Origin of the sequence: Streptomyces luomodiensis (assembly GCF_031679605.1) — a bacterium.
Classification (GTDB): Bacteria; Actinomycetota; Actinomycetes; order Streptomycetales; family Streptomycetaceae; genus Streptomyces; species Streptomyces luomodiensis.
The window spans coordinates 8544091-8567787 of record NZ_CP117522.1 but is presented as its reverse complement, the minus strand read 5'-3'; the positions used below and the strand labels follow the sequence as shown (position 1 = coordinate 8567787).

The following is a 23697-nucleotide window of genomic DNA, read 5'->3' as shown; positions in this document are numbered from 1 at the left end:
CGAGGGAGCTGCCGCAGCCATGGAGGAGCACCTGCATTACGTCCTGAGGTATTCCGCTGAACCCTCTCCTGAGGGGCCCGCTGCTTGACCGGCACTCCCGGGCCGCGTAGAAGGCATCTGCCTGGAAAGGGAACCACGTTGACACCGTCTCTCCAGCCTCTGAGCGGCCTCCGGATCGTCGAAGGTGCATCCTTCGTGGCCGCACCATCGGCCGGGATGGCGCTCGCGCAACTCGGCGCGGAGGTCATCCGAGTCGATCCCCCCGGCGGCGGGAGCGACTTCCGGCGCTGGCCGCTCTCCTCGGGGGGCGACAGTCTGTTCTGGACCGGGCTCAACAAGGGAAAGCGGTCGGTGACCATTGATCACCGCAGCCCCCAGGGGCGCGAGCTGCTCCTCGCACTGGCCACGGCTCCTGGGCCCCGGTCCGGAATCTTCCTCGACAATATGGTCGGCCGGCACCGGCCCACCTACGACGAGCTCCGCGCCCTTCGCAGGGACGTCATCCACGTCCATCTCCAGGGCCGGAACAACGGGTCGCCTGCTGTCGACTACACCGTCAACGCCGAGATCGGCGTGGCCCGGATGACCGGGCCACAGGACACCGAGCGGCCGGTCAATCATGTGCTGCCGGCCTGGGACCTGCTGTCCGGCATGATCGCGGCCAATGGGGTTCTCGCCGCCGTCATGCACCGCGACCAGACAGGTCAAGGGGCCCGGCTCGAACTCGCGCTGGCCGACGTGGCGTTGGCCGGCGTCGGCAGCATGGGGTGGCTGGCCGAAGCAGAGATGCGCGGCACACCACGCGCCCGGCACGGGAACCACATGTACGGCTCATTCGGTGTGGACTTCGAGACTGCGGACGGCCATCGCGTCATGGTGGTCGCACTGACCGAGGGACAGTGGTCCGCGCTGCGCAAGGTGACCGGTACCGCAGAGGTCTTCGCCGCACTCGAGCAGGCTCTCGATGCCGACCTGACTTTGGAGAGCGACCGCTACCGGCTGCGCGAGACGATCGCCGCGGTGATGCGGCCGTGGTTCGCGCAGCGGGACTTCGGGACGGTGCGCCGATCGCTGGACGTCGCGCGCGTCCTGTGGAGCCCCTACCTCGACATGACGCAGGTGGCGAGTGCCGCACGCGCGGACGCCAGGTCGGTGGCAGCGGAGCTGGACCAACCGGGCATCGGCCCTGTGCTGGCTACCGGCAGCCCGCTGCGCTGGGACGGAGCGGGGGCCGCTCCCGTCCCTGCACCACGTCTCGGTGAGCACACCGAGGAGGTGTTGTCGGACATCCTGGGGCTCTCCGCCAAGGAGATCGGCCGGCTGCAAGAAGCCGGTGCGGTCGGCGTGACCGCGGACAGCGCAGAACTGATCGCGAACTCGTCCTCGCAGCGATCGGTGTAACGGCGCGTCGACTTGCCTTGTTCTTTGTCCATCAGGACCTACGCCATGCTCCTGACCGCCGCGGCCTGGCTTCCGGTCTCGATCCAGTCGCTTTCATACATGCACAGCAGCACCGGCCTCACGGATACCGCTTCCGTGAGCCCGGTGCTGCTGTGCATGTATGAGGTGTCAGAGTGCTCGGAGTATGTTCTCCACCCTCTCCTTCGCGTCACCGAAGAGCATGGTGGCATTCTCCCGGAAGAACAACGGATTCTGCACACCGGCGTAACCAGAGGCCATCGTCCGCTTGAAGACCACCACGTTGTCGGCCTCCCAGACACGCAGAACGGGCATACCCGCGATCGGGCTGCCAGGATCTTCGGTGGCAGCGGGGTTCACGGTGTCATTGGCTCCGATCACGAGCACAACGGACGTGCCGTCGAAATCGTCGTTGATCTCGTCCATCTCCAGCACGATGTCGTACGGCACTTTCGCCTCCGCCAGCAGCACATTCATGTGGCCGGGCAGGCGGCCGGCGACGGGGTGGATGCCGTAGCGGACATCCACACCCTTGTCCCTCAGCTTGCTCGTCAGTTCGGCCACTCCGTATTGGGCCTGCGCGACCGCCATGCCGTAACCGGGCGTGATGATCACGGAATCGGCTTGCAGCAGAAGTTCGGCGACGTTCTCCGGGGTGGTCTCCCGATGCTCCCCCTGTTCCTGTTCACCGCCGGGCCCCGCGTCGATACCGAAGCCACCCGCGATGACGGAGAGGAAGGAGCGGTTCATCGCCTTGCACATGATGTACGAGAGGTAGGCTCCGGACGAACCGACCAGCGCGCCGACGATGATGAGCAGATCGTTGTCCAGCAGAAAACCGGAGGCGGCCGCGGCCCAGCCGGAGTAGCTGTTGAGCATGGACACCACGACCGGCATGTCACCGCCGCCGATCGAGGCGACCAGGTGCCAGCCGAGCAGCAGCGCGATCACGGTGACCGCCACGAGAAGCCAGAGCGCGGGGGCCAGTACGAACCACGTGGTGAGCGCGGCGAAGAGCACCAGGGCCCCGAGGTTGAGCGCGTTCTTGCCCGGTAGGACCAGCGGTGCCGACTTGATGCGCGCTGACAGCTTGAGGAAGGCCACGATCGAGCCGGTGACGGTCACGGCGCCGATGAAGACACCGACGAAGACCTCGCCGTGATGGATGCCGAGCGTCTGGGTGGCCCGCAGCGCCTGTCCCTCGGCGCTGTCGGGGTCGGCCTCGACGAGCAGGTAGCCGTTCCAGCCGACCAGCACGGCGGCGAGGCCCACGAAGCTGTGCAGCAGCGCGATGAGTTCGGGCATCCCGGTCATCTCGACCGCGCGGGCTCGCTTGATGCCGATGAACGCGCCGATCGCGGCCGCGACGATGAGGAGTTCGAGCCCGGTGCCGTCGATGTCGTGGTCGAGAGCGAGACCGAGGGTAGCGACCAGCGCGAGCGCCATGCCCGCGATACCGAACGCGTTGCCCGCCTTCGCCGTCTCGTGCTTCGACAGTCCCGCCAGGGCGAGGATGAACAGCAGCGCGGCAACGATGTAGGCCGCCTGCGCGGCAGTATCGACAGCCATGGGTGTCAGCTCCTGGAGAACATGGCGAGCATGCGCCGGGTGACGGCGAACCCACCGAAGACATTGATGCCGGCGAGCAGAATCGCAACTGCCGAGACCACCGTGATCACCGCGTTTCCGTGGCCGATCTGCAACAGCGCACCGACCACGATGATTCCGGAGATCGCGTTGGTCACCGACATCAACGGCGTGTGCAGGGCGTGGTGTACGTGCCCGATCACGTAGAAGCCGACGACGACGGCGAGCGCGAACACCGTGAGGTGGCCGAGGAGAACGGGCGGTGACACCGCGCCGATTAGAAAGAGCGCGACCGCAGCGCCGACGACCGAGCCGTATCGCCGCGCCGAGGAGGCCGGCGGCTTGTCCTCCGCCACCGGCGCGAGCGCCGTGACCTGGGGCTTGGCTGCCGGGGTCGCCGACACCTGGACCGGCGGTGGCGGCCACAGCAGTTCTCCCTCGCGTACGACGGTCATGGCACGCTGCACCACGTCGTCGAGGTCGAGGACGAGTGCGCCGTCCTTGCCGGGCGTCAGCAGCTTCATCAGGTTGACCAGGTTGTTGCTGTACAGCTGGGAGGCCTGGGCGGGCAGTCTTCCTGCCAGATCGGTATAGCCAAGGATCGTCACCCCGTTGTCCGTGACCACCTTCTCGCCCGCGACCGTGCCGGCCACGTTGCCGCCGTTGGCCGCGGCCATGTCGACGATCACACTGCCGGGCTTCATGGCAGCCACCATCTCGGCGGTGATCAGCTTCGGCGCCGGCTTCCCCGGGATCAGGGCGGTGGTAATGACGATGTCGGCTTCCGCGCACTGCGCGGCGTAGAGCTCGCTCTCGCGGGCCTTGTAGCTGTCCCCCATCTCCTTGGCATAACCGGAGGCACTGACTTCGCTCTCGGGGGACTCGATGGCGAGGTACTCACCGCCCAGTGACTTGACTTGATCGGCGACCTCGGGCCGCGGGTCAGTGGCACGAACGACCGCACCGAGACTGCGGGCGGTGCCGATCGCCGCGAGGCCGGCGACACCGGCTCCGGCTACCAGTACCCTGGCCGGTGGGACCTTTCCCGCAGCGGTGACCTGCCCCGTGAAGAAGCGGCCGAACTCGTGGGCTGCTTCGACGACGGCCCGGTAGCCGGCGATGTTGGCCATCGAGGACAGCACGTCGAGTGACTGCGCCCGGGATATCCGCGGCACCGCATCCATCGCCAGGGCGGTGATCGACCGCCGCGCCAGGTCCGCGACGAGCTCGGGGTCGAGTGCCGGCCTGAGCAAGCTGATCAGGGTGGTCCCGGGGCTCAGCCCGTCCCGCTGCCGGTCCGAGGGCGGGTTTACACCGAACACGATGTCGGCCGCGAGCGGATCGCCCATTGCGGCTCCTGTCGCAACGTACGCCGCGTCGGAGAAACTCGACGTCTCTCCCGCCCCGGGCTCGACCACCACCTGATAGCCAAGTTTCGCCAGCTGTGCCACGGTGGCCGGGGTCGCGGCCACCCGCGTCTCCCCCGGCAGGGACTCCTTCAGCACACCGATGCGCACCACGCTCTCCTCTGCTGTTCTGTACGCCGGACGTCGATATCCCCTGATGTCGGCGTGGTTCCGCTCGGTCGGGGCATCGCGCGTCGGTTCTTCCTGTGGTTGGTCAGCCCGACCGGCTACCGGTGAGCGCGAAGCGGTCCATGACCGAGAGGATGCGCTCCCGCACCTCGGGACGGGCAATCAGTTCGACGTTCGCGTCGAGGCTGTCGCGAAGCGCGGCCTCGAGCGCCTGCGTCGACGAAGCACGGGCAATCCGCTTGGTCCGCGCGAACGTCTCGGCAGGGCCGTGGGCCAGCTCGGCCGCCACCTTCCGTGCGCGAACGACAAGTTCATCCGCCGCGCAAACTTCGCTGACGATGCCCAGGTCCAGCGCCTGGGAGGCATCGGCGAAGGAGCCGGAGGCCAGAAGGTAGGTGGCGGCGGGCAGGCCCGTCACCATCGGGAGCAGGAATGCGCCGCCGGCCACCGGGACCATGCCAAGGTTGACGTAACTCTCGGCGAACCGAGCGGTGTCTGCCGCGATACGGACGTCGCAGGCGAGGCCGAAGTCGAGCCCACCGGCCGTGGCGGCACCGTTGAAAGCGGCAACCAGCGGCTTCGGCGCGGCCCAGAGCCCCCGCACGGTCCGTTGCACGGCGGGCATCCACACGTCGGCCAGGTAGTCCATGAGCGCGTCGGCTCCGTCGTTGCGGTAGACGTCATGCATCTCCCGGACGTCGGCACCCGCGCAGAAGACCGACCCGGTGCCCGTGAGGACGACCGCGCGTACGCTCTCCTTCTCGCACAGCCGCCGGACAGCGTCGCCCAGTGCGGTGACGACTTCCGGCGTCACCGAGTTGCCCCGTCCTGGGCGATTCAGGCGGACCGAACCGATCCCGTCCGTCTCCTCGATCACCACCTCATCCACGGGGGCCCACCACCTTGGTCACGTTGTTCGGGACGCGCGTCGGGTCCTCGACCCAGCCGCGCAGAAGCTTCTTGATGTCACCGCGCGCGATCTTCGACTCGCCCGATGCCCGCGGGATCGGGTCTGCGGAGAGGTAGACGTGCCGCGGCCGCTTGAAGCGAGCCAGCCGGTTGCTCATCCAGAGGTCGAGGTCCTCCTTGGTGAGTGCGTCGATGTCCGGCGTGTGGACGAGGGCAGCGGGGGTCTCGCCCCACTGGACGTCGGGGACGCCGACGACGACGGTCTCGCGAACGGCGGGGTGATTCTCGAAGGCCCGCTCGATCTCGACGGGCTGGATGTTGGTGCCGCCGGTGATGATCGTCTCGCTGGCCCGGCCGACGATGGTGATGCGCCCCTCGTCGTCGAAGTGACCGAGGTCGGAGGTGCGCCACCAACCGTCGGCCAGTAGGCGGCCCGCGCGCTCGGCCTCCGCACCCAGCAGTTCGGTGGTGACGCTGGGAGTGCGGATCACCAATTCACCCTGTATGCCTGCCTCCACCTCGTCGAGCACGCTGCCGTCGACGAACAGTGAGAACTCGACACCCGGGATGGGACGGCCGATAGAGGACCACAGTGCCGACGACTTCATCTCCTGTCGGCTCAGCAGGGTGGTGGAAGCAGGTGCTTCGGTCTGCCCCCAGGACTGGACCAGGGCGTCGGTGTACTCGCTGACGACCTCGAGGGCCGGGAGCGCGGCGGGTTCGCCGGCCAGGTTCAGGCAGGAGAGCTGGGCACCACGAAGCTGTTCCAGTTCATTGGACTGGCTCATCCGACGCAGCATGGTCGGCACGGCGAACATCCAGTCAATGCGCTCCTCGCGCACCACACGCAGCGTCTCGTCGGCGTCGAAACGGGGCAGCACGACGTTGGTACCGCCACGCAGCAAGGTGGGCAGGACGCTCCAGCCACCGGCGTAGACCAGTGGTGCCACCTGTAGAGTCCGGGGAGCGAGCACGGGCCCGCTGGTGCTCATCAGCCAGGTGTTGCCCAGGATGGCCGAGCGGGCACCCCTCTGCGATATCGCGATCCCCTTGGGGCTGCCGGTGGAACCCGAGCTGAACCGGATGTGGTACAGGTCGTCGGGACCGACGGGAACCTGGGAGCGCACCGGCGAGCCCGCAGCGACCAGCGCGTCGAAGGAGCGCCAGCCCGGGCGTTCGCCGATGACGACCTTCACAGGCCCCTCCCCCGCGACTGCCTCGTCGACAGCCACGGCCGACTCCGCGTCCGCGAGGACAAGCCGCACGTCGGCTATCTCCATGCAGCGGCGCAGCTCATGCGGGGCGAATCGGTGGTTGAGCGGGACCTTCACGAGTCCAGCCTTGAGCAGGGCGAACTCCAGGACCATGTACGCGATGTGGTTCTGGGCGACATAGGCGACACGATCGCCGGGGGCGAGCCCGAGTCCGGTGAACGCGTTGGCCAGGCGGTTGGACGCCTCGGCCAGTTCGGCGATCGTGTAGCGGCGGGATGTGCCGATCTGCTCTGCCGCGAGCGAGGCGCCTGGCCGCCGCTCGATCTGGCGCATCAGGTGGGCGACCGTCTGCACGGAGTCGTTCATCGTGGTGACCACTCCGTCAGCTCTGGCCGAAGCCGATGGGCATGGTGGCGACCGAGAGCCCGCCATCGACGACGATCGTCTGTCCGTTGATGGCCGCGCTGCGAGGAGAGCAAAGGAACGCCATGACGTCGGCGACCTCTTCGGGCTCTGGGTAGGCGCCGGACGGTGTCTGGCTCAGCCACTGGCGCTCGTACTCCTCCCATGCCTCACCCGCGTAGAAGCGGAAGGAGTCGGTGTCGATCGGCCCCGGGCAGATGCCGACCGCGGTGATGCCCTGTCGTCCGAGTTCGACCGCGAAGTACCGGACCATCGATTCCATCGCCGCCTTGGCTGCGCCGAGCAGACCATGGCCCGGCAGGACACGGAAGCTGTCCCAGCCCGAGACCGCGACGATCCGGCCGCCAGGAGGCATGTGCCGGGCGCTGGCCCGGGCCAGGTCCAACAGACCCTGGACAGTGATGCCCATCGTCTTGCCGACGTGGTGGGCGTGGATCTCCGAGAGCGGCTTGAAAGCGCTGGCCGCCGCATTGGCGACGACGACGTCGATCTTGCCGAACCGGTCAGCGGCGGCCGACACCAACGACTCGACGGCGTCCGTCTCCGAGACATCGGCCTGCACCGCGAGGGCGCTGCCGCCGGCCTGTTCGATCTGGGCGACGGTCTCCTCGGCCGCTGCCGCGTCGCGCCGGTAGTTGACGACGACATTGGCTCCCTCCCCGCCGACCTTGAGCGCGAGGCGCTGGCCCATACCCCGGGAGCCACCGGTGATGATGACTGTCTTGCCTGTCAGTTCCATGCTTTACCCACCTGTCACAAGTCGTTTGTAGGCCTCTGGCCCGCAGTCGGCCCTGTCATGACGTCATCGTCAGTCCACCGCCGACGCACAGGGTCTGCCCGGTGATGTAACTGGCGTCATCGAGGGCGATGAACGTGAGGGCGGCAGCAATCTCCTCGGGCCGGCCCACCCGGCGCATCGGAACCCCTCGGATGGCCTTCTCCAGCAGGGCGTCTCCGCCCTGCTCCTCCAGCAGCGGCGTCGCGGAGATGCCGGGGGCGACGGCATTGACCCTGATACCGTGCCGGGCCCACTCCCGAGCCAGGGACTTGACCAGCGCGATGACACCGCCCTTGGCCGCGGAGTAGACGCTCTCTCCCGACATGCCGACCTTGCCCGCCTCGGACGCGGTGAGGACGATGCTCCCGCCGCGGTCGCGCAGCGCCCTGCCGGCGGCAGCCGCGAGGTAGACGCCCGACATCAGGTTGAGGTCGACGATCTTGCGCCAGTACTCCGGTGTCTCCTCCAAGAAGGGCGTAATGGCCGTCCACCCGACCGTGGAGATCACGTGGTCGAGCCGGCCGAGGGTGGTGACCGTCTCCTCCACCAGTCGCTCGCAGGCGCCAGGGTCCGTTGCGTCCCACGCCGCGTCGCCGACACCGACGATGTGCTCGTTCTCCTTCGCCAGCTCCCGTACGGCGTCAGCGTTCAGGTCTGCGACTGCGGTGGTGATACCCATCGAGGCCAGGCGCAGTGCGGTGGCACGGCCGATCCCCGACGCGGCGCCCACCACGAGGGCTTTCTTCGAGGTGTTGACGTCAGTCATGTGTCCTCCTGTCGATTGGTGTGCGGCTGAAGGGTGGTCACGCCCGGGGGAAAGGGGGCGGCCTTGCTGGTGCTGCCGGTGTCGATCCAGGACCTTCCCTATCTGACCGGTCGGTAAATACCACGCATGAAAATGCCTGACAGATGCGAGCAGTGTGCTCCTGTAGAGACCGGAGGCCACTGAGGGTCAGCGCAGTTCGTCGTGGACCCAGTTGAGCGCTTCGACGACGGGGACCAGACCGAGAGATGTACCGAGCATGAGGATGACGACCTGCTCGATCTCCTCGACCGTAGCGCCCGCGTCCTTCGCTCGGTTGCAGTGGACGCGGAAGCCGGGCTCGTTGCGGCTCACCGCGAATCCGGTCAGCAGGCATAGTTCGCGCTGCTTGGCCTCGAGCGGGCCGTGGTCGTCGGCCGCCCGACGCAGACCGCGGAACGCGTCCGCCACGGGACCTGACGTCTCCCGCAGCAGGTCCAGATTGGAGACGAGCGTCTCCTGCGCGCTCAGCGGGTAGACCGGCGCCGCACCATTGGCTGTCGTCATTTTTCTTCCCCTTCAGTGACGTTGACGGAATCGGCGAGCCGGGACAGCGCGGGCAGCCCGTAGCTCTCGGCGTACTCGGCGGCCGCTCCACCGATCACCGCGGCCGGCGCCTTCGCATACAGCCGTCGCCTGCTGACGAACGCGCCCGCGGTCTCCCGGATGCGGATGGCCGACTCCGTCATCGCAAGCAGCGTCGCCGTGCCGTCGAGAATCGGGGCGCCGTCGATCTCACGCAGACCGGTGGAGTTGAGGAAGGCCGTGATGCGCCCGCCGGCCGGGATGATGACCTCGGCTCCGCGCTCCATGGTCTTCCGGGCAGCGGCCACGAAGGAGTCGATGGCGCGCTTGCGGCCGTCCTCGTCGGAGAAGCAGGCGTCAAGCTCGTGCGGGGTGAGGTCCATGCACTCGATGCCTGCGAGACGTTCCCGCAGACCGTACTTGGCGACGTTCTCCTCGAACCGCCCGCCGAAGTAGGGATTCACGCCTACCAGCGAGAACTGACTGCCCATCAGGCATGCCGTCATCATCGAGGTCTCGCCGTATCCGAGCACCGGAATGTCGACCATGGAGCGGGCCTCGCGCAGCCCCGGGTCGAGGATGTTGCCGATGGCGACCGCGTCGAAGCCCGACTGCTCGGCGTCCAGGACCCAATCCAGGATCGAGACGGAGTCGAGGCTCTCGAAGAAGCGGAAGCTGTCGATGCGCCCGACACGGGTGCCGCACAGTTCGACCTCGGTGTCCGGGCCGACGAATTCGTCGATGTACTTTCGCAGGAAAGGGAAGTAGTTCGGGGAATAGGCGGCGTTGGACAGACTGAGATAGCGAATACGAGCCACGGGCTGTGCCTCCAGTCAGTGTGCGTGTGGGCGTGGGGTCACGCGAGGCGTTCGAAGATCGCGGCAAGGCCTTGGCCGCCGCCGATGCACATCGTCTCCAGGCCGAATCGGGCCTCCCTGCGGTCCAGTTCGCGCAGCAGGTTGGCCATGATCCGGCCGCCGGTGGCACCGATGGGATGACCGAGCGAGATGCCCGATCCATTGACGTTGACTCGCTCCAGATCGGCGTCGGTGAGCTTCCACTCGCGAAAACAGGCCAGCACCTGGGCGGCGAACGCCTCGTTGAGCTCCACCAGATCAAGGTCCGCCCAGCACAGGCCGGCGCGTTCGAGCGCCCGATTCGTGGCCACGACCGGGCCGATACCCATCCGATGCGGCTCAACCCCGGCGAGGGACCAGCTGACCAGACGTGCGTAGGGGCGCAGCCCGAGCTGTTCGGCACGCTGCGGCGTCGTGACGATCGCGACCGCAGCAGCGTCGTTCTGGCCGCTGGAGTTGCCCGCGGTGACGGTCGCGCCGTCGATGGTGCCGCCGAGCATCGGCTTCAGGCGCGAGAGCGATTCGACCGACGTCCCCGGGCGGGGATGTTCATCGACGGTGACCGTAAGGTCGTCGCCCTTGCGACGTGGCACCACCACCGGGATCGTCTCGTCCTCGAACAGGCCCCGTTCGATGGCGCTGACAGCTCGCTCGTGCGAGCGGGCCGCCCATTCATCCTGCTCGGTGCGACTGATGCCGTACTCGGCCCGGAGATTCTCCGCGGTCTCGATCATCCCGCCCGCCACCGGGAATCGATTACCGCCGGAGTTGACGCGCGGCTGCGCGAGGCGGTCGAGCAGCTGCGGCTGACGGCCCTGGTTCCAGCGCATGCCAGGGACATAGTACTCGGCCTGGCTCATGCTCTCCGCGCCCCCGGCCAGCACCAACTCCGATCCGCCGGTGGCAACCTGCATACAGGCGTAGAGCACTGCCTGCAGTCCGGATCCGCACCGTCGGTCGATCTGCAGGCCGGGGACGGTGATGTCGAGGCCCGCGTCCAGGGCCGCGATACGACCGAGAGCCGCCGCCTCGCCATTGGCGTAGCCCTGGCCGAAGACCACGTCGTCGATGTCGGCGCCCGTGATACCGGTGCGCTCGACGAGACCCCGGACCACGCCGGCGGCCAGCTGTGCCACCGGAACATCCTTGAAGACTCCCCCGTAACGTCCCACCGGGGTGCGCACGGGTTCACATATGACGGCCTCGAACACGTTTCTCTCCTTCGCGGTAGCTCAGACGCCTTCGGGGCGTGGCTCAGACACTCGACTCGCCGCCGTCGATGGCGATGGTCTGCCCCGTCAGGAAGTCCGGAGCGTCCAGGGACAGATAGGTGACGAGGTCGGCGAGTTCCTCGGGGCGGCCCATCCGCCGCGCGGGAATCCGCCGCAGCACCTTGGCGACGGCTGCCGCGTCATCGCGGAGTTCGGCGTTGATGTCCGTCGCGAAGTAGCCGGGTGCCACGGCGTTCATCTGCGCACCGAACTTCGCCCACTCTGCGGCCGCGGCTCGGGTGAAGTTGGTGACCGCCCCCTTCGACGCCCCGTAAGCGGTGAAGCCGGGTCGGCCGAGCAGGCCGAAGACCGAGCCGATATTGACGGCCCTCCCGGATCCCACTACGGCGAAGTGTCGGGCCGCCGCTCGGCTGCAGAGGAACATGCCCCGTACATTGATGCTGATGATCTGATCCCACTCCTCCTCGGACATGTCGGCGAGGTTGACCTGGGCGGTGACACCGGCGTTATTGACGAGAACGTCCAGCCGCCCGAACTCCTCGAGGCAGGTGTCGAAGAGCTCCTGGACCGACGAGGCGTCGGCCACGTCCGTGGGCACAGCCAGAGCGGTGCCGCCCTCGCCGACGATGATGTCCCGGAGTTCCGAAAGAGGCTCGGGCGTGCGCCCGGCCAGCACCACGGTCAGCTTGCGGCGGGCCAAACTGTGGGCAATCGCGCGGCCCAGCCCCCGGCCCGCGCCCGTGACAATCGCTACGTGATGAGCCATGACCCTCAAGGTGTCTGACATTGACCTGGCTGTCAAGGTTTTTGCAACCAGTCCAAGTGTGACGACCGGCCCCGGAGAGCACGTCGGCACCACGAGGTGCGAACTGGTGTTCGAATCAGAGGGCGAGCGGAGCACCGACCGGGCTGAGGCCTTGGACATTCGCAAAATTGGACGTTCGCAAAAAGGACGCGGGTGACGTCACGCGTCAGTAGACCCGGGAGGGGCAACATCAGTCCCGTGCACCCGGGGGCCGGACGACCGCCCTTAGCGGGCCGCCTCGGCGAAGGGGGAGGTGAACGCCTGTCGACACGCGGTCGTTCACCACCAGAAACGACTTACGTCGGCCGCTCGGTCGGCGGCCACTCCCGCCGACCGACGGAATCTCGGTTGCCGGCAACCGGCGTCGGTCGCAACCGCCGAGCTACTTCTCCGGCGTGGAATACCGCAGCACGTAATCGAGGTGCGACTCCATCGCCTCGGCTGCCGCCGCCTCGTCTCCGCTCTCGATGGCGGCCAAGATCGCAATGTGCTGCTTGACGGTCCGACGGCCCACTTCCTGGGTGACGTCGAGGTACTGCGCCGGATGCGTGGAGTCGTGCACGGAGCCGATGAACGCCGCCAGCAGACGGTTGCCGGAGGCCTGCCCGATGGTGGTGTGGAACGCGAGGTCGTACCCCGGAATACCCGGGTCGTCGATCGTCGTGGTCCGCTGCCGCTCGACGATCGCGTGAAGTTCACGCAGCTGCTCGTCCGTGCGATGCCGGGCGGCCAGCCGCGCGGCCGGGGTCTCGAGCATCCGCCGCACCTCCGTCAGTTCCACCAGGTCCAATGCCCCGAGACGAAGAATGGTGTCGACCGACTCACCGAGCATTCTGCTCAGCGAGTCCGGCGTCACGGTGTTCACAAAGCTTCCGCCGGCCACTCCAGGGATCTTGCGGATGAGCCCTGCACTGACCAGGGCACCCAGCGCCTCGCGCACAGTGGGTCGGCTCACACCGAACTGCTGCGCCAGCTCGGTCTCCGGCGGGAGCTTGTCGCCCTGCGCGAACTGTCCGCCCAGGATCGCTTCCCTCATCTGCTGTTCGACCTGGTCCCGGGGGCGGGTCACCTGCCGCGCCTTGAACTTCGGCGCCATTTTCCCTGACTCGGCCACCTCGTACCTCTCTCCTCGACCGGACCTTCGACGCTGGTCGCGCCGCAGACGCGCCGCTCTCCACGCTTCTCAAAATGTAGCTCATGCCCAGCACGACTAATTGTCGTACAGGAAAATGTTGTGCACCGTCAGGTGTCTGCCCAGGCCGACGGGACACGCTGGCGCAGCGATACGTGCGACCGACTCGGGCCCCAGCGCTCCCCTCGAACAGGAAGACCCCCTTGCCGCCGGTCTGCTTGTCGAACTCCGCCTACGCTTCCGCGACTTGCTCAAGTCGCCACGGCCTGACAGATCGTCTACGGGCAGCGCGCCACGAGCGATGAACTCGGCGCACCGCCACTGCTGCACCGTCCGGTTCCCAGGAAGACGGCCCCTCGCATGTGCGTCAACCTCCGTCATGCGGCCAACAGCACCGCAGTCCCTCCGTCCACGTGCACGTCCACACCATTGACAGTAGCGGCAATCTTTCCATAATGCTAATTGTCAGATCCTTCACGCTCCCGGCGCCAGGCTCACCGGCTCCGTCGCGCACTGCGGTTTTCGGCGACCCGGCGGAGCGCTCCGCGTCCGGAGCCCGGCTTCCGAGAGCAAGGATGACGGAGACACCGTCGAAGAGGCTTCCCTGCCGTAGCCGCCGCTGCGCGGCGCGACTGGACGAAACCGCCCGCCCCGGGACCATCGGAAGACGGTCCCGGGGGCGGGCTTCAACGTTGCTGCCGTCCGCTGTGCCTCACAGCGCATACTCCTTCAGCAGGCTCCGGCCGATGATCATCTTCTGGATCTCGGAAGTGCCCTCGCCGATCAGCATGAAGGCCGCTTCGCGGTAGAGGCGCTCGATCTCGTACTCCTTGGAGTAGCCGTATCCGCCGTGAATACGGAAGGACGCCTCGACGACCTCCTTGCAGTACTCGCTCGCCAGCATCTTGGCCATCCCGGCCTCGACGTCGTTGCGCAGGCCGGAGTCCTTCTTGCGAGCGGCGCGGACCATCATGGCGTGCGCCGCCTCCACCTTCGTCGCCATCTCCGCGAGCCTGAACAGGACTGCCTGGTGCTCCGCGATCGCCTTGCCGAACGTTCGGCGCTGCTGGGCGTAGGCGATGCCCAGCTCGAAGGCGCGGTTGGCGATGCCGCACGCGCGTGCCGCAACGTTCACCCGGCCCACCTCGACGCCGTCCATCATCTGGTAGAAGCCCTTGCCGGGCTGGCCACCGAGAACCTGCTCGGCGGCCAGCCGGTGGCCGTCGAGCACCATCTCAGTGGTGTCGATGCCTTTGTAGCCCATCTTGTCGATCTTGCCGGGCACCGTGATGCCCTGAGCCGTCTCACCGAAGCCGGGCTCCTTCTCCACCAGGAACGTCGTCATGTTCCGGTAGACCGAGTCCGCGCCTTCGTCGGTCTTGGTCAGGACCGCGACCAGGTTCGACGAACCGCCGTTGGTCAGCCACATCTTCTGGCCGGTGATCTCGTAGGAGCCGTCGTCAAGCCGGGTCGCCTTCGTCGACACTGCCGCGACATCCGAGCCCAGGCCGGGTTCGGACATGGAGAACGCGCCGCGCACCTCTCCGGTGGCCATGCGCGGAAGATACTTGCGCTTCTGCTCCTCCGTGCCGTGACGCATGATCATGTGCGCCACGATGAAGTGTGTGTTGATGACGCCCGAGACACTCATCCAGCCGCGGGCGATCTCCTCCACGCACAGGGCGTAGGTCAGCAGCGATTCTCCGAGCCCGCCGTACTCCTCCGGGATCACGAGGCCGAAGATGCCGAGCTCCTTCATGCCCTCGACGATCTCGGCCGGGTACTCGTCACGGTGCTCCAGCTCCGTAGCGACGGGTATGACCTTCTCCTCGACGAACTGCCGGACGACCTTGAGGATCTCCTGCTGCTCCTCGGTCAGGTCGTCGGTGCCGGCCAGTCGATCCATGTTCTGGCTCCTTTCGGTCATGCCTTCGCCCCGGCCGGCGCACCGGCCGGGGCGACAGGGGAGTTCAGGCAAGCGACGCGGCGTACTCGGGGGGAAGCCCGATGGACCGCAGCTCGGTGTAGGAGGCGAGTCCCTCCGGCCCGTGCTCGCGGCCGATGCCGCTGGTCTTGAAGCCGCCGAACGGCGCCTTCAGACCGGCCGGGCTCCCGTTCAACTCCACGACCCCGGTGCGGATCCGGCTCGCCAGCTCCACCCCGTGGTCGAGATCCGTGGTGAAGACCGCGCCATGCAGTCCGTACACGGAGTCGTTGGCGATCTCGATCGCCTCCGCCTCGTCGCGATAGGTCATCACGGAGAGAACCGGGCCGAAGATCTCCTCTTGGGCAATCTTCATGTCCGGCCTCACTCCGGTGAAGAGGGTCGGCTCGACGAACCAGCCCCGGTCCTGTCCCGCGGGCCGTCCGCGGCCCGTGACGACGGTGGCTCCTTCCTCGCGACCACTGGTGATGTACCGCTCCACCACTTGCCGCTGCCGGGAGGTGACGAGGGGCCCGATCTGGGTGTTCTCCAGGTATGGGTCGCCGACGGGCATCGTGTCGATCATGGCGGCAAGTCGCTCGACGAGCTCCTTCTCGCGCGTCTGGGAGACCAGCACCCGGGTCTTCAGGGTGCAGATCTGGCCGTTGTTACGGAAGGCTCCGAGGCGCATGGCTTCCGCCGTCTGGCCGAGGTCTGCGTCGTCAAGGACGACGGCAGCCGACTTACCGCCCAGTTCAAGGGTCACGCGTCGCAGATCGTTCCCGCACAGGGACGCGATCCGACGGCCGGCGGCGCTCGAGCCGGTGAATGTCACCTCGTCGATGCCAGGGTGTGTGACGAGATGTTCGCCGGCTTCACGTTCCGCCGGGACGACATTGACGACACCGTCCGGGAATCCGGCCCTATCGACCAGTTCACCGAGCAGGTAGGCGTCCAGCGGCGTCTGCGGCGCGGGTTTCAGCACGACAGTGCACCCGGCCAGCACCGCCGGGACGATCTTCTGCACGCTGATCCCCACGGGCATGTTCCAAGGGACGACTGCGGCCACGACCCCGACGGGCTCGCGAGTGACGAGGGCGCTGCCCGTGTCGGCCCGCCGGACCGAGCGAAACGGGAACTCCGGCGCGAGGTCGAGACAGGCGTCGATGACCCGCACCGGGTTGACGGCCTGGATCGTGCGGGACTGGGCGATGGGACAACCCATCTCCTCGGTGATCAGGCGAGCCAGCGGCTCCTGATGGTCGGCCAGCAGCCGCCGCAGCTCCCGCAGCGCCGCGATCCGTTCCTCCAGCGGCATCCGCGGCCAGGGGCCGTTGTCGAACGCTTCCCGCGCCGCTGCGACGGCCCGGTCGTTGTCGGTGAGTGACGCGGACGGAACGTCGGCAATGACCTGCTCCGTGTACGGCGACACGATCTCCAGACGCTCGCCGTGAGCCGGGACCCACTGCCCTCCGACGAACAGGCGGTCGTAGCGGCCTTCCCCGGCCATGAGCCCTCCTCCTGAATCGGCTGTCACGCCTGGGCCGAGAGACGGATGTCCCGGGCGACGAGCATGCTCTGGACCTGGTTGGTGCCGTCATAGATCTCTGTGATCTTCGCGTCGCGCAGTCGCCGCTCAGCACCGATGTCGTCGCGGTCACCGTCGTCGCCAAGCAGCTCGACGCAGGCCGAAGCGGTACGGACGCCCAGGGCCGTGCAATGCAGCTTGACCATCGAGACCTCGGCCGTCGGGTCCTCGTCGCTGGCGTCGACCAACTCACAGACCTCACGCAGCATCGACCGCCCCGCAGCGATCTCGGCACGGAGCCGGGCGAGTTCGAACTGCAGGTCCTGGGCGCTCCGGTTCCGGGACGAGAGCAGACCGCGCTCCGCGCAGTGGCCCACGACCGCGTCGAACGCTCCTTGGGCGAAGCCAACGCCTTGGGCCGCCGCGCTGATCCGCGACTTCGTCACGGACCGCAGCAGCAAGGGGTAGCCCTCGCCTTCGGCTCCGAGCCGGGCGCCCACCGGAACACGGCAGTCCACGAAGCTGAGAGTGACCGTGGACGCGCCCTTCTGCCCCAGCTTCTTCATCGGTTTGCCGGCCTCCAGGCCGTCGGTCTCGGCCGTGTCGATGAGGAAGGCGGTGATGCCGTCCTTGCCGAGGCCAGGGTCGACCGTCGCAAAGAGCACGATGATGTCGGCGACATCGCCGTTGGAAATGAACGTCTTCTCTCCATTGATCACGTACGAGTCGCCGTCGCGGCGTGCGGTGGTACGCATCGAGGCGACGTCCGACCCGGCTTCGGGCTCCGTCAGGGCGATCGCGCCGACGGCAGCTCCCGAGCAGAGCGCGGGTATCCAGGTCTCATGCTGGTCTGCGCGGCCCAGGAGATGAAGAGGATGGGCGCAGTGCATCTGCGTCATGTAGACGGTCGAGGTCGAGCCACAAGCGGCCGCGACCCGGGCGAGTGCCTCGGCGTACGTTGCCGTGGAGGTGCCGCGCCCGCCGAGAGTCGCAGGCATCAGGAGCCCTCCGAGGCCCGCCTGGGCGAGAACCTGGAGGGAGGGCGCGGGGAAGGTTCCCTCTCGGTCCACGGCCTCGGCCGCCGGGGCCACGGTCTCGGCGATCACGGTCTCGAGAGCGCTGATCACGGTGGCCTCGTCTGCCGGAAGCGGCAGGTCGGTGGCGGGGGTCACTTCATCACTCCTCGGTGAAGGAAGGTTCGCGCCGCTCGGCGAAGGAGGTGATGCCCTCCTGGCCGTCGGCGGAGGCGATCGACAGGGCGGCCAGGGCGGCCTCGTGCTCGAGTGCCGGCCCTGCCGTCGCCTGCCGCCCGGCTTCCAGCAGGTTGGCCAGGCCCGTACGGCTCCCGGAGGCGATCAGCCGTGCCGTCCGCTCCGTCTCGGAGCGCAGCTCGGCCGCTGCGACGGGCGGGACGGAAAGCAGCCCGGTCGCCCAGGCTCGAGCCGCATCTATACGCTCCCCGGTCAGCATCAGGTGGAAGGCCGCCGCCTTCCCCAGGGTCCTGGGCAGGCGCTGGGTTCCACCAAAGCCGGGGATACAGCCGATGCGCGCCTCCGGGAGGCCGAACTGGCTGCGGTCGGAAGCGATGATCACGTGACACGCCAGCATCAGCTCGAGTCCTCCGCCCAGTGCGAAGCCATCCACCTCGGCCAGCACCGGAACGGGTGAGCGCTCGATCGCGTTGATCGTGTCGTGGCCACGGCGAATGAAGGCGTGGGCCTGGCCGACGTCGATGCCCCGGATCTCCTCCAGGTCGGCGCCGGCGCTGAAGGCCCGCTCGCCGGCGCCGCGAATGACGAAACACCGCACCCTGGGGTCCTCGGCGCCCGAGCGGATCTCGACGGACAGGGCAGCCAGTACGGAACTGTTGAGCGCGTTGAGCCGCTCGGGACGGTTCAGCGTGATGGTCCGCACCCGGTCGGCGTCCTCCACCTCGATCAGGGAAGCCATACGACACCTGCTTCCACGAGTTCGTCGATCGCCTGAGCCTCGAAGCCGACGCCGGTCAGAATCTCCCTGCCGTGCTCGCCCTGTAGCGGGGCCGACAGGCGGGGCGTGCGGTCGGTCTGAGTGCCGAGCCGCCACGGACTTCCGACCCCGCGGAAGTCCCCGGCCCGCGGGTGCGGCTGGGTCACGATGGCCTCGCGCGCCTGTACCTGGGGGTCGTCGACAACCTCGGAAAGCGAGCTGATCGGCGCACACGGCACCCCTACGTCCTGAAGCGCCTTGAGCGCGTCGGCGCAGGTCATCGTGGACAGGACGGCTTCGAAAGCGGCGACCACCTCCGCTCGACGAGACCGGCGACCGGCGTTGCTGGCGAGTTCGGGATCGGCGGCCAGTTCCTCGAGGCCCAGCGCGGCACAGGCGCGCTGCCAGATACGGTCGTTCCCTACAGCGACCACAACGGGTCGGTCGCTGGTACCGAACGGCTGATAGATCGAGACCACGGAGTCGGTGCCTCCACAGGGGCGCGGCTCGGGGTCGCCCGCCAGATAGCTGGCGATACGGGGCGCCATGAAGGCCAGGTCGGCGTCGAGCAGAGACACATCGACGACCTCGCCGACGCCGTGCTTCTGTTGCCGGACCAGTGCCGCGGCTATCGCGTACGCCGCGACGGTCCCCGCCGCGATGTCGGACAGCGCTGTGCTGACGCGCTGCGGGACCCCGGCGTCGCCGGTCACACTCATCATCCCGGACCTGGCCTGGGCGATCAGGTCGTAACCCGGCAGGTGGGCATCGGGGCCGTCGAGCCCGAATCCGGAGAGAGCACATATCACGAGACGAGGGAAGGTCTTCCGCAAGGTGTCCAGGCCCAGCCCGTGGCGTTCCAGCTTGGCCGGGTTCAGGTTCTCGATGAACACGTCCGCCGTCTCGAGCATCCGGAAGAGAACATCCCGACCGTCATCGGTGCGGATGTCCAGGCACAGGCTCTTCTTGTTGCGGTTGACCGACAGGAACCAGGCCGCTTCGCCGTTGAGGAAGGGCGGCCCCCACCCGCGGGCGTCATCGCCCCGCAGGGGTTCGATCTTGATGACATCGGCCCCCATGTCACCGAGGTACATGGAGGCGGTCGGCGCCGCGTACGACGACGAGATGTCGACCACGGTGACACCATGCAGCGGGGCAGGTGTTTCAGTCATGAGGGCTCCGTCCTCGTGCCTGCGTCGAGTGGTGCGGTGCCGTGCCGGGGGCAATGCCGGGGAGTCAGCCGCGGGGTCATGACCGATGGTCATCGCACACCATCCCCGGCAACGCCCAGCTGCCGGTTCGCGACCTGCGCGAGGAGGGCACGGCGTCCGCCCCCGCGTGCCCTGATGCTCAGCGCGTCGCGCAACAACCCAGCCAGCGGGTACTCATCGATGTATCCGTAGCCGCCGTGTACCTGGATCGCGTCCAGGCAGACATCGACCGCGACCCTGCCCGCGACGGCGAGCGCCTCGGCCGTGTCGGTGTCACCGGCGGTGGCACCGGCGAGCAGTCCGCCCACCGTGGACACGCGCAGCCGCATCTCTGCAAGAAGCGCGCGGAGCCCGGCGAACGTGCCGATCGGCGTTCCGAATTGGCGTCGCTCGCCGGCGTAGGTCTCGGCTGTGGCCAGCGCCTGCTCGGCGAGTCCGAGAGCGGCCGCGGCCGTGAACAGGTCCCACTCCCGCATGGCGCGTGCGGCCGCCGCCGCGTCGAGGGGCTGCCTCCCCTCGACGGATGTGACCGTCCGCAGGCCGGCTTCCCGCAGTCCGCTGCGACGCGTTCCCTCGGTGTCCTCCACCAGAAGCGAGTCCCAGTCCGCGAGCGCGGCCTCGCCCGTGGAACGGTCGAGCAGTAGCACGGCACGAGCGTCAAGGAGCGTCGGCACGGTGGCCGTCCACGGAGATGCGGCCGTGGGATGGACGACGCCGGAGGTCACGTCCTCCGTGTCGGGGCCGCTGAGTGCGAGGCATCGTTGCGCGGCGAAGCGGACGGCGAGGGTGAATGCGGCTGAAGGCGAGTGGCGGGCGGTCATCCGCACGGTGCTGATCAGCCACTCGCCCGCGTCGTCGAACTCGGCCGTTTCCCGGGCGAGATCCCTTACGTCCGCGTCCGCCAGCAGGGCCCGAAGTGCCTTCGGGGCACACCCCGCCGCTTCCGCGAACCGCTTCTGGAGCACCTGCAGGAAGGTGTCGAGTTCGGCGTTGCGGCCCGTCATCGGTTGAACTTCTCACGGCTGGGGGCACGACGGGCCTCGAAGGATTCCGACATCTCCGCGGCCTCCTCCGTGCTCCGGTAGGCCGTGAGCAGGAGGTCGTGGGCGAGGCGCGCCTGGCCTGCGACTCCGGTATGACGGCTGGAGAAGGCTGTCTTGAGAGCCGCCAGTGCGAACGGCCCACGCCGTCGCAGGTCCTGGGCGACCTCAACGGCCCTGTCGACAACGGGCCGGCCGGAGACCACCTCATTCACCAGGCCCATGTTCTGCGCCTCCTGAGCCGTGTACTTGCGGTTCAGGTACCACATCTCCTTGGCCCGACGGCGGCCGATGGTCTCCTCCAGGTACCAGGTGCCGAAGCCGGCGTCGAAACTGCCGACGAGCGGACCGACCTGGCGGAACACTGCGTGTTCGGCGGCTATCGACAGGTCGCAGACGACCTGCAGCACGTTGCCGCCTCCGACGGCGAACCCGTTGATCGCCGCGATCACCGGCTTGGGCATCGCGTCGATGAATTCGTAGAGGTCGATGACGGGCATGACGCTGGAGTAGTCGAGGGACTTGAGCTCCTCGTGCTCACCCCCGATACAGAAGAACTTCTCACCTGCGCCGGTGAGGACCACGACGTCGATCTCCGGGTCCTCCCGAACATTCCGGAACGCGTCGAGCAGCTCGCGGGCCGTTTCGAACCTCAGCTTGTTGCCGCGGTCGGGCCTGTTGATGGTGATGACCGCTACGCCGTCCTCGACAGCCACGGTGACGTCTTGGTAGGTCATGGAATCAGCGCTCCTGAATCGACAAATCGCCCCGACGGGGCCTCCATACGCATACCGCGACCGCGTCCGACCGGCTTCACGCTTCCCGGTCCAGCGGCCTTTGTTGCTTGACGCCAGGCCTCGACAGTCTGACCTGTTTCTCATGGCTGCGAAAATGTTTGACATTACGATACTCTGCACAAGGTCCTTGTCAAGGATCTTGCGGATCTTCGTAGGGTCTCGTCGGCACCGAGGTCGCGAGGCGACGGGCCAACTCACCCATGCCGCGCCCTAGGTTTGACTTTAACCAGTGTGTAAGTTGTCTTACAGATATCAACTCTCGCCCGGACAGCTTGGTACCTCTGGCTCGTCCACGGGCTGAACGGAGACAGGAGAGGCCAGACGATGACAGAGCAGGGCACACACATCTGCGTAGTCGGTGCCGGGACGATGGGTCGGGGCATCGCACAGGTAGCCATCAACGCCGGGCACCTCGTCAGCCTGGTCGATCCGAATCAGCACCAACTCGACGCTGCGGCACAGGACATCACCGCCCGGCTCAGCCGCAGGAATCCCGAAGCCGAGCGACTCGTCTCCGAGCGACTCGAAACCGCAAGGACGATCACCGACACTCCACCACACGCCTCCACCGTCGTCATCGAGGCCGTCGTCGAAGACCTGGCAGTCAAGCAGCGGGTCTTCAACGACGCGCTGCGGCACTTCGGTGCCAGTTGCGTTCTCGCGACCAATACGTCGTCGCTGTCCGTCACTGAGATCGCCGCCGGAACCACAGATCCTTCGCGCGTCGTCGGGATGCACTTCTTCAACCCGGTACCCGTCATGAAGCTCGTGGAGGTCGTCCACGGCCTGCAGTCCGACCCTGTGGCTGTCAGGACGATCTCGGACCTGGCATCGGCCTGGGGCAAGCACGTCGCGCGAGTGCGATCGGCGCCGGGATTCATCGTCAACCGCGTGGCAAGGTCGTTCTACGGCGAGGCACTCAGACTCCTGGAGGAGGGGGCGGCCTCTGCCGAGACGATCGACGCACTGATGCGCACTGCGGGGCAGTTCCGCATGGGGCCCTTCGAATTGATGGACCTCATCGGCGTGGACGTCAACTTGACGGTGACGCGGACAGTATGGAGCGCCTACAACTACGACTCGCGGTTCGCGCCTTCCCTGATGCAACAAGAGCTGGTTGCGGCCGGCCGCTTCGGGCGCAAGTCCGGGCAAGGCTTCTACCCGTACAGCGAGGGTGCTCAACGCACGACAGCTCAGTCGGCCAAGCCCGGCTCCGAGCCGCCGGCCACGGTTTCGCTGTTCGGCACCAGCCCCCAACTCGAGGGGCTTGTGGCTCGGTCAGGTGTCACGTGGAGCGGTCACGAGTCCGATGGCATTCCACATCTGGAAATTCCCAACGTAGGCACAGTCATGGTCACCCGTGGAAAGACGGCTCAGGAGGAGTCCCTCCTCCAGGGCGGACCGGTGGCCGTCATCGATCGCTGCCTCGATCCGGAGCAGGTCTCGGCGCTGGCCATATCGTCGACTGACACATCTCTGGCGGACTCGTTGATCGCCCTGCTCGGCCAGGCCGGGGTGCAGGCCTATCCGGTTTCCGACGCACCCGGGCTCATCGTCGCCAGGATTCTTTCGATGATCGCGAACGAGGCATGGGAGACAGCTCACTGCGGTGTCGCCTCTCCCGATGACATCGACGAGGCCATGGTCCTTGGAACCAACTACCCCATGGGTCCGTTCCAGTGGTGCGCTCAGTGGGGGGCGACGAACCTCCTGGAGACCCTGGACGCTCTCTGGGCGGAGTATCACGACCCTCGTTACCGCGCGAGTCAGCGGCTGCGGGCGCATGCACGGAGCTCGCTCGTTCACTGACCTCTGTGCGACGCACCGCTCCACGCAGAGGGGCACGTCTTTCATCGCACGTCTCTCACGTCGGCTCCCTTCTGCTCGGCATGGCCGTGCCGGAACGTCTCCGGCACGGCCATCGCCGACTACAAGGTCATGGTCGCGGAACGATAGCCCGATTCCTACCGGAGCATCTGGTTGTCCTCGACCAGGCCCCCAAGAGAAGTCG

Annotated in this window: 20 protein-coding genes; 2 read left to right on the top strand and 18 right to left on the bottom strand. The window is 67.5% G+C overall.

What is annotated here, in order from left to right; translation table 11 throughout:
• The first annotated feature begins 84 nt into the window (after positions 1-84).
• Positions 85-1401 (top strand): CoA transferase, encoded by a 1317-nt coding sequence (locus PS467_RS36060; RefSeq protein ID WP_311038751.1) that lies wholly within the window; start codon positions 85-87, stop codon positions 1399-1401.
• Between the two features lie 168 nt (positions 1402-1569).
• Here the strand turns inward: PS467_RS36060 and pntB are convergent, their stop codons facing one another.
• The 18 genes from pntB to PS467_RS35970 form a co-directional block, all read right to left on the bottom strand.
• Positions 1570-2988 carry a Re/Si-specific NAD(P)(+) transhydrogenase subunit beta gene (pntB, locus tag PS467_RS36055; protein WP_311038750.1) on the bottom strand — a complete coding sequence of 473 codons (1419 nt, stop codon included), beginning with the start codon at positions 2986-2988 and terminating at the stop codon, positions 1570-1572.
• Between the two features lie 5 nt (positions 2989-2993).
• Positions 2994-4523, bottom strand: a complete 1530-nt coding sequence (locus PS467_RS36050) for a Re/Si-specific NAD(P)(+) transhydrogenase subunit alpha (protein WP_311038749.1) — start codon at positions 4521-4523, stop codon at positions 2994-2996.
• 103 nt (positions 4524-4626) lie between these two features.
• Entirely contained in the window at positions 4627-5430 is an 804-nt protein-coding gene (locus PS467_RS36045) for an enoyl-CoA hydratase/isomerase family protein (RefSeq protein ID WP_311038748.1), read from the bottom strand.
• Positions 5423-7030 (bottom strand): class I adenylate-forming enzyme family protein, encoded by a 1608-nt coding sequence (locus tag PS467_RS36040; RefSeq protein ID WP_311038747.1) that lies wholly within the window; start codon positions 7028-7030, stop codon positions 5423-5425. The genes PS467_RS36045 and PS467_RS36040 overlap by 8 nt, the downstream gene beginning before the upstream one ends.
• Before the next feature lie 16 nt (positions 7031-7046).
• Positions 7047-7826, bottom strand: a complete 780-nt coding sequence (locus PS467_RS36035; RefSeq protein ID WP_311038746.1) for an SDR family oxidoreductase — start codon at positions 7824-7826, stop codon at positions 7047-7049.
• 55 nt (positions 7827-7881) lie between these two features.
• Entirely contained in the window at positions 7882-8631 is a 750-nt protein-coding gene (locus tag PS467_RS36030; protein WP_311038745.1) for an SDR family NAD(P)-dependent oxidoreductase, read from the bottom strand.
• Between the two features lie 186 nt (positions 8632-8817).
• Positions 8818-9174 (bottom strand): carboxymuconolactone decarboxylase family protein, encoded by a 357-nt coding sequence (locus PS467_RS36025; RefSeq protein WP_311038744.1) that lies wholly within the window; start codon positions 9172-9174, stop codon positions 8818-8820.
• A complete protein-coding gene (locus PS467_RS36020; RefSeq protein WP_311038743.1) occupies positions 9171-10010 on the bottom strand; it encodes an aspartate/glutamate racemase family protein in 840 nt (279 codons plus the stop codon). Before PS467_RS36020 ends, PS467_RS36025 begins: the two co-directional genes overlap by 4 nt.
• Positions 10011-10048: 38 nt before the next feature.
• A complete protein-coding gene (locus PS467_RS36015) occupies positions 10049-11260 on the bottom strand; it encodes an acetyl-CoA C-acetyltransferase (protein WP_311038742.1) in 1212 nt (403 codons plus the stop codon).
• Between the two features lie 43 nt (positions 11261-11303).
• Positions 11304-12047 (bottom strand): SDR family NAD(P)-dependent oxidoreductase, encoded by a 744-nt coding sequence (locus tag PS467_RS36010; RefSeq protein WP_311038741.1) that lies wholly within the window; start codon positions 12045-12047, stop codon positions 11304-11306.
• Positions 12048-12468: 421 nt separating this feature from the next.
• Entirely contained in the window at positions 12469-13200 is a 732-nt protein-coding gene (locus PS467_RS36005; protein WP_311038740.1) for a FadR/GntR family transcriptional regulator, read from the bottom strand.
• A gap of 730 nt (positions 13201-13930) precedes the next feature.
• On the bottom strand, positions 13931-15124 hold the full coding sequence (locus tag PS467_RS36000) for an acyl-CoA dehydrogenase family protein (protein ID WP_311038739.1): 1194 nt from the start codon (positions 15122-15124) through the stop codon (positions 13931-13933).
• A 64-nt stretch (positions 15125-15188) separates the two neighbouring features.
• Positions 15189-16652 carry an aldehyde dehydrogenase gene (locus PS467_RS35995; protein WP_311038738.1) on the bottom strand — a complete coding sequence of 488 codons (1464 nt, stop codon included), beginning with the start codon at positions 16650-16652 and terminating at the stop codon, positions 15189-15191.
• A 23-nt stretch (positions 16653-16675) separates the two neighbouring features.
• A complete protein-coding gene (locus tag PS467_RS35990; protein ID WP_311038737.1) occupies positions 16676-17842 on the bottom strand; it encodes an acyl-CoA dehydrogenase family protein in 1167 nt (388 codons plus the stop codon).
• A gap of 4 nt (positions 17843-17846) precedes the next feature.
• Entirely contained in the window at positions 17847-18620 is a 774-nt protein-coding gene (locus PS467_RS35985) for an enoyl-CoA hydratase/isomerase family protein (RefSeq protein WP_311038736.1), read from the bottom strand.
• Positions 18608-19810, bottom strand: a complete 1203-nt coding sequence (locus PS467_RS35980) for a CaiB/BaiF CoA transferase family protein (protein WP_311038735.1) — start codon at positions 19808-19810, stop codon at positions 18608-18610. Before PS467_RS35980 ends, PS467_RS35985 begins: the two co-directional genes overlap by 13 nt.
• Positions 19811-19899: 89 nt before the next feature.
• Entirely contained in the window at positions 19900-20853 is a 954-nt protein-coding gene (locus tag PS467_RS35975; RefSeq protein ID WP_311038734.1) for an acyl-CoA dehydrogenase family protein, read from the bottom strand.
• The gene (locus PS467_RS35970) at positions 20850-21626 is read right to left on the bottom strand and encodes an enoyl-CoA hydratase-related protein (protein WP_311038733.1); all 777 of its coding nucleotides are present in this window, start codon (positions 21624-21626) and stop codon (positions 20850-20852) included. The genes PS467_RS35975 and PS467_RS35970 overlap by 4 nt, the downstream gene beginning before the upstream one ends.
• A 384-nt stretch (positions 21627-22010) precedes the next feature.
• Between PS467_RS35970 and PS467_RS35965 the strand changes: the two genes are divergently transcribed.
• Positions 22011-23495 carry a 3-hydroxyacyl-CoA dehydrogenase gene (locus tag PS467_RS35965; RefSeq protein ID WP_311038732.1) on the top strand — a complete coding sequence of 495 codons (1485 nt, stop codon included), beginning with the start codon at positions 22011-22013 and terminating at the stop codon, positions 23493-23495.
• Positions 23496-23697 lie beyond the last annotated feature (202 nt).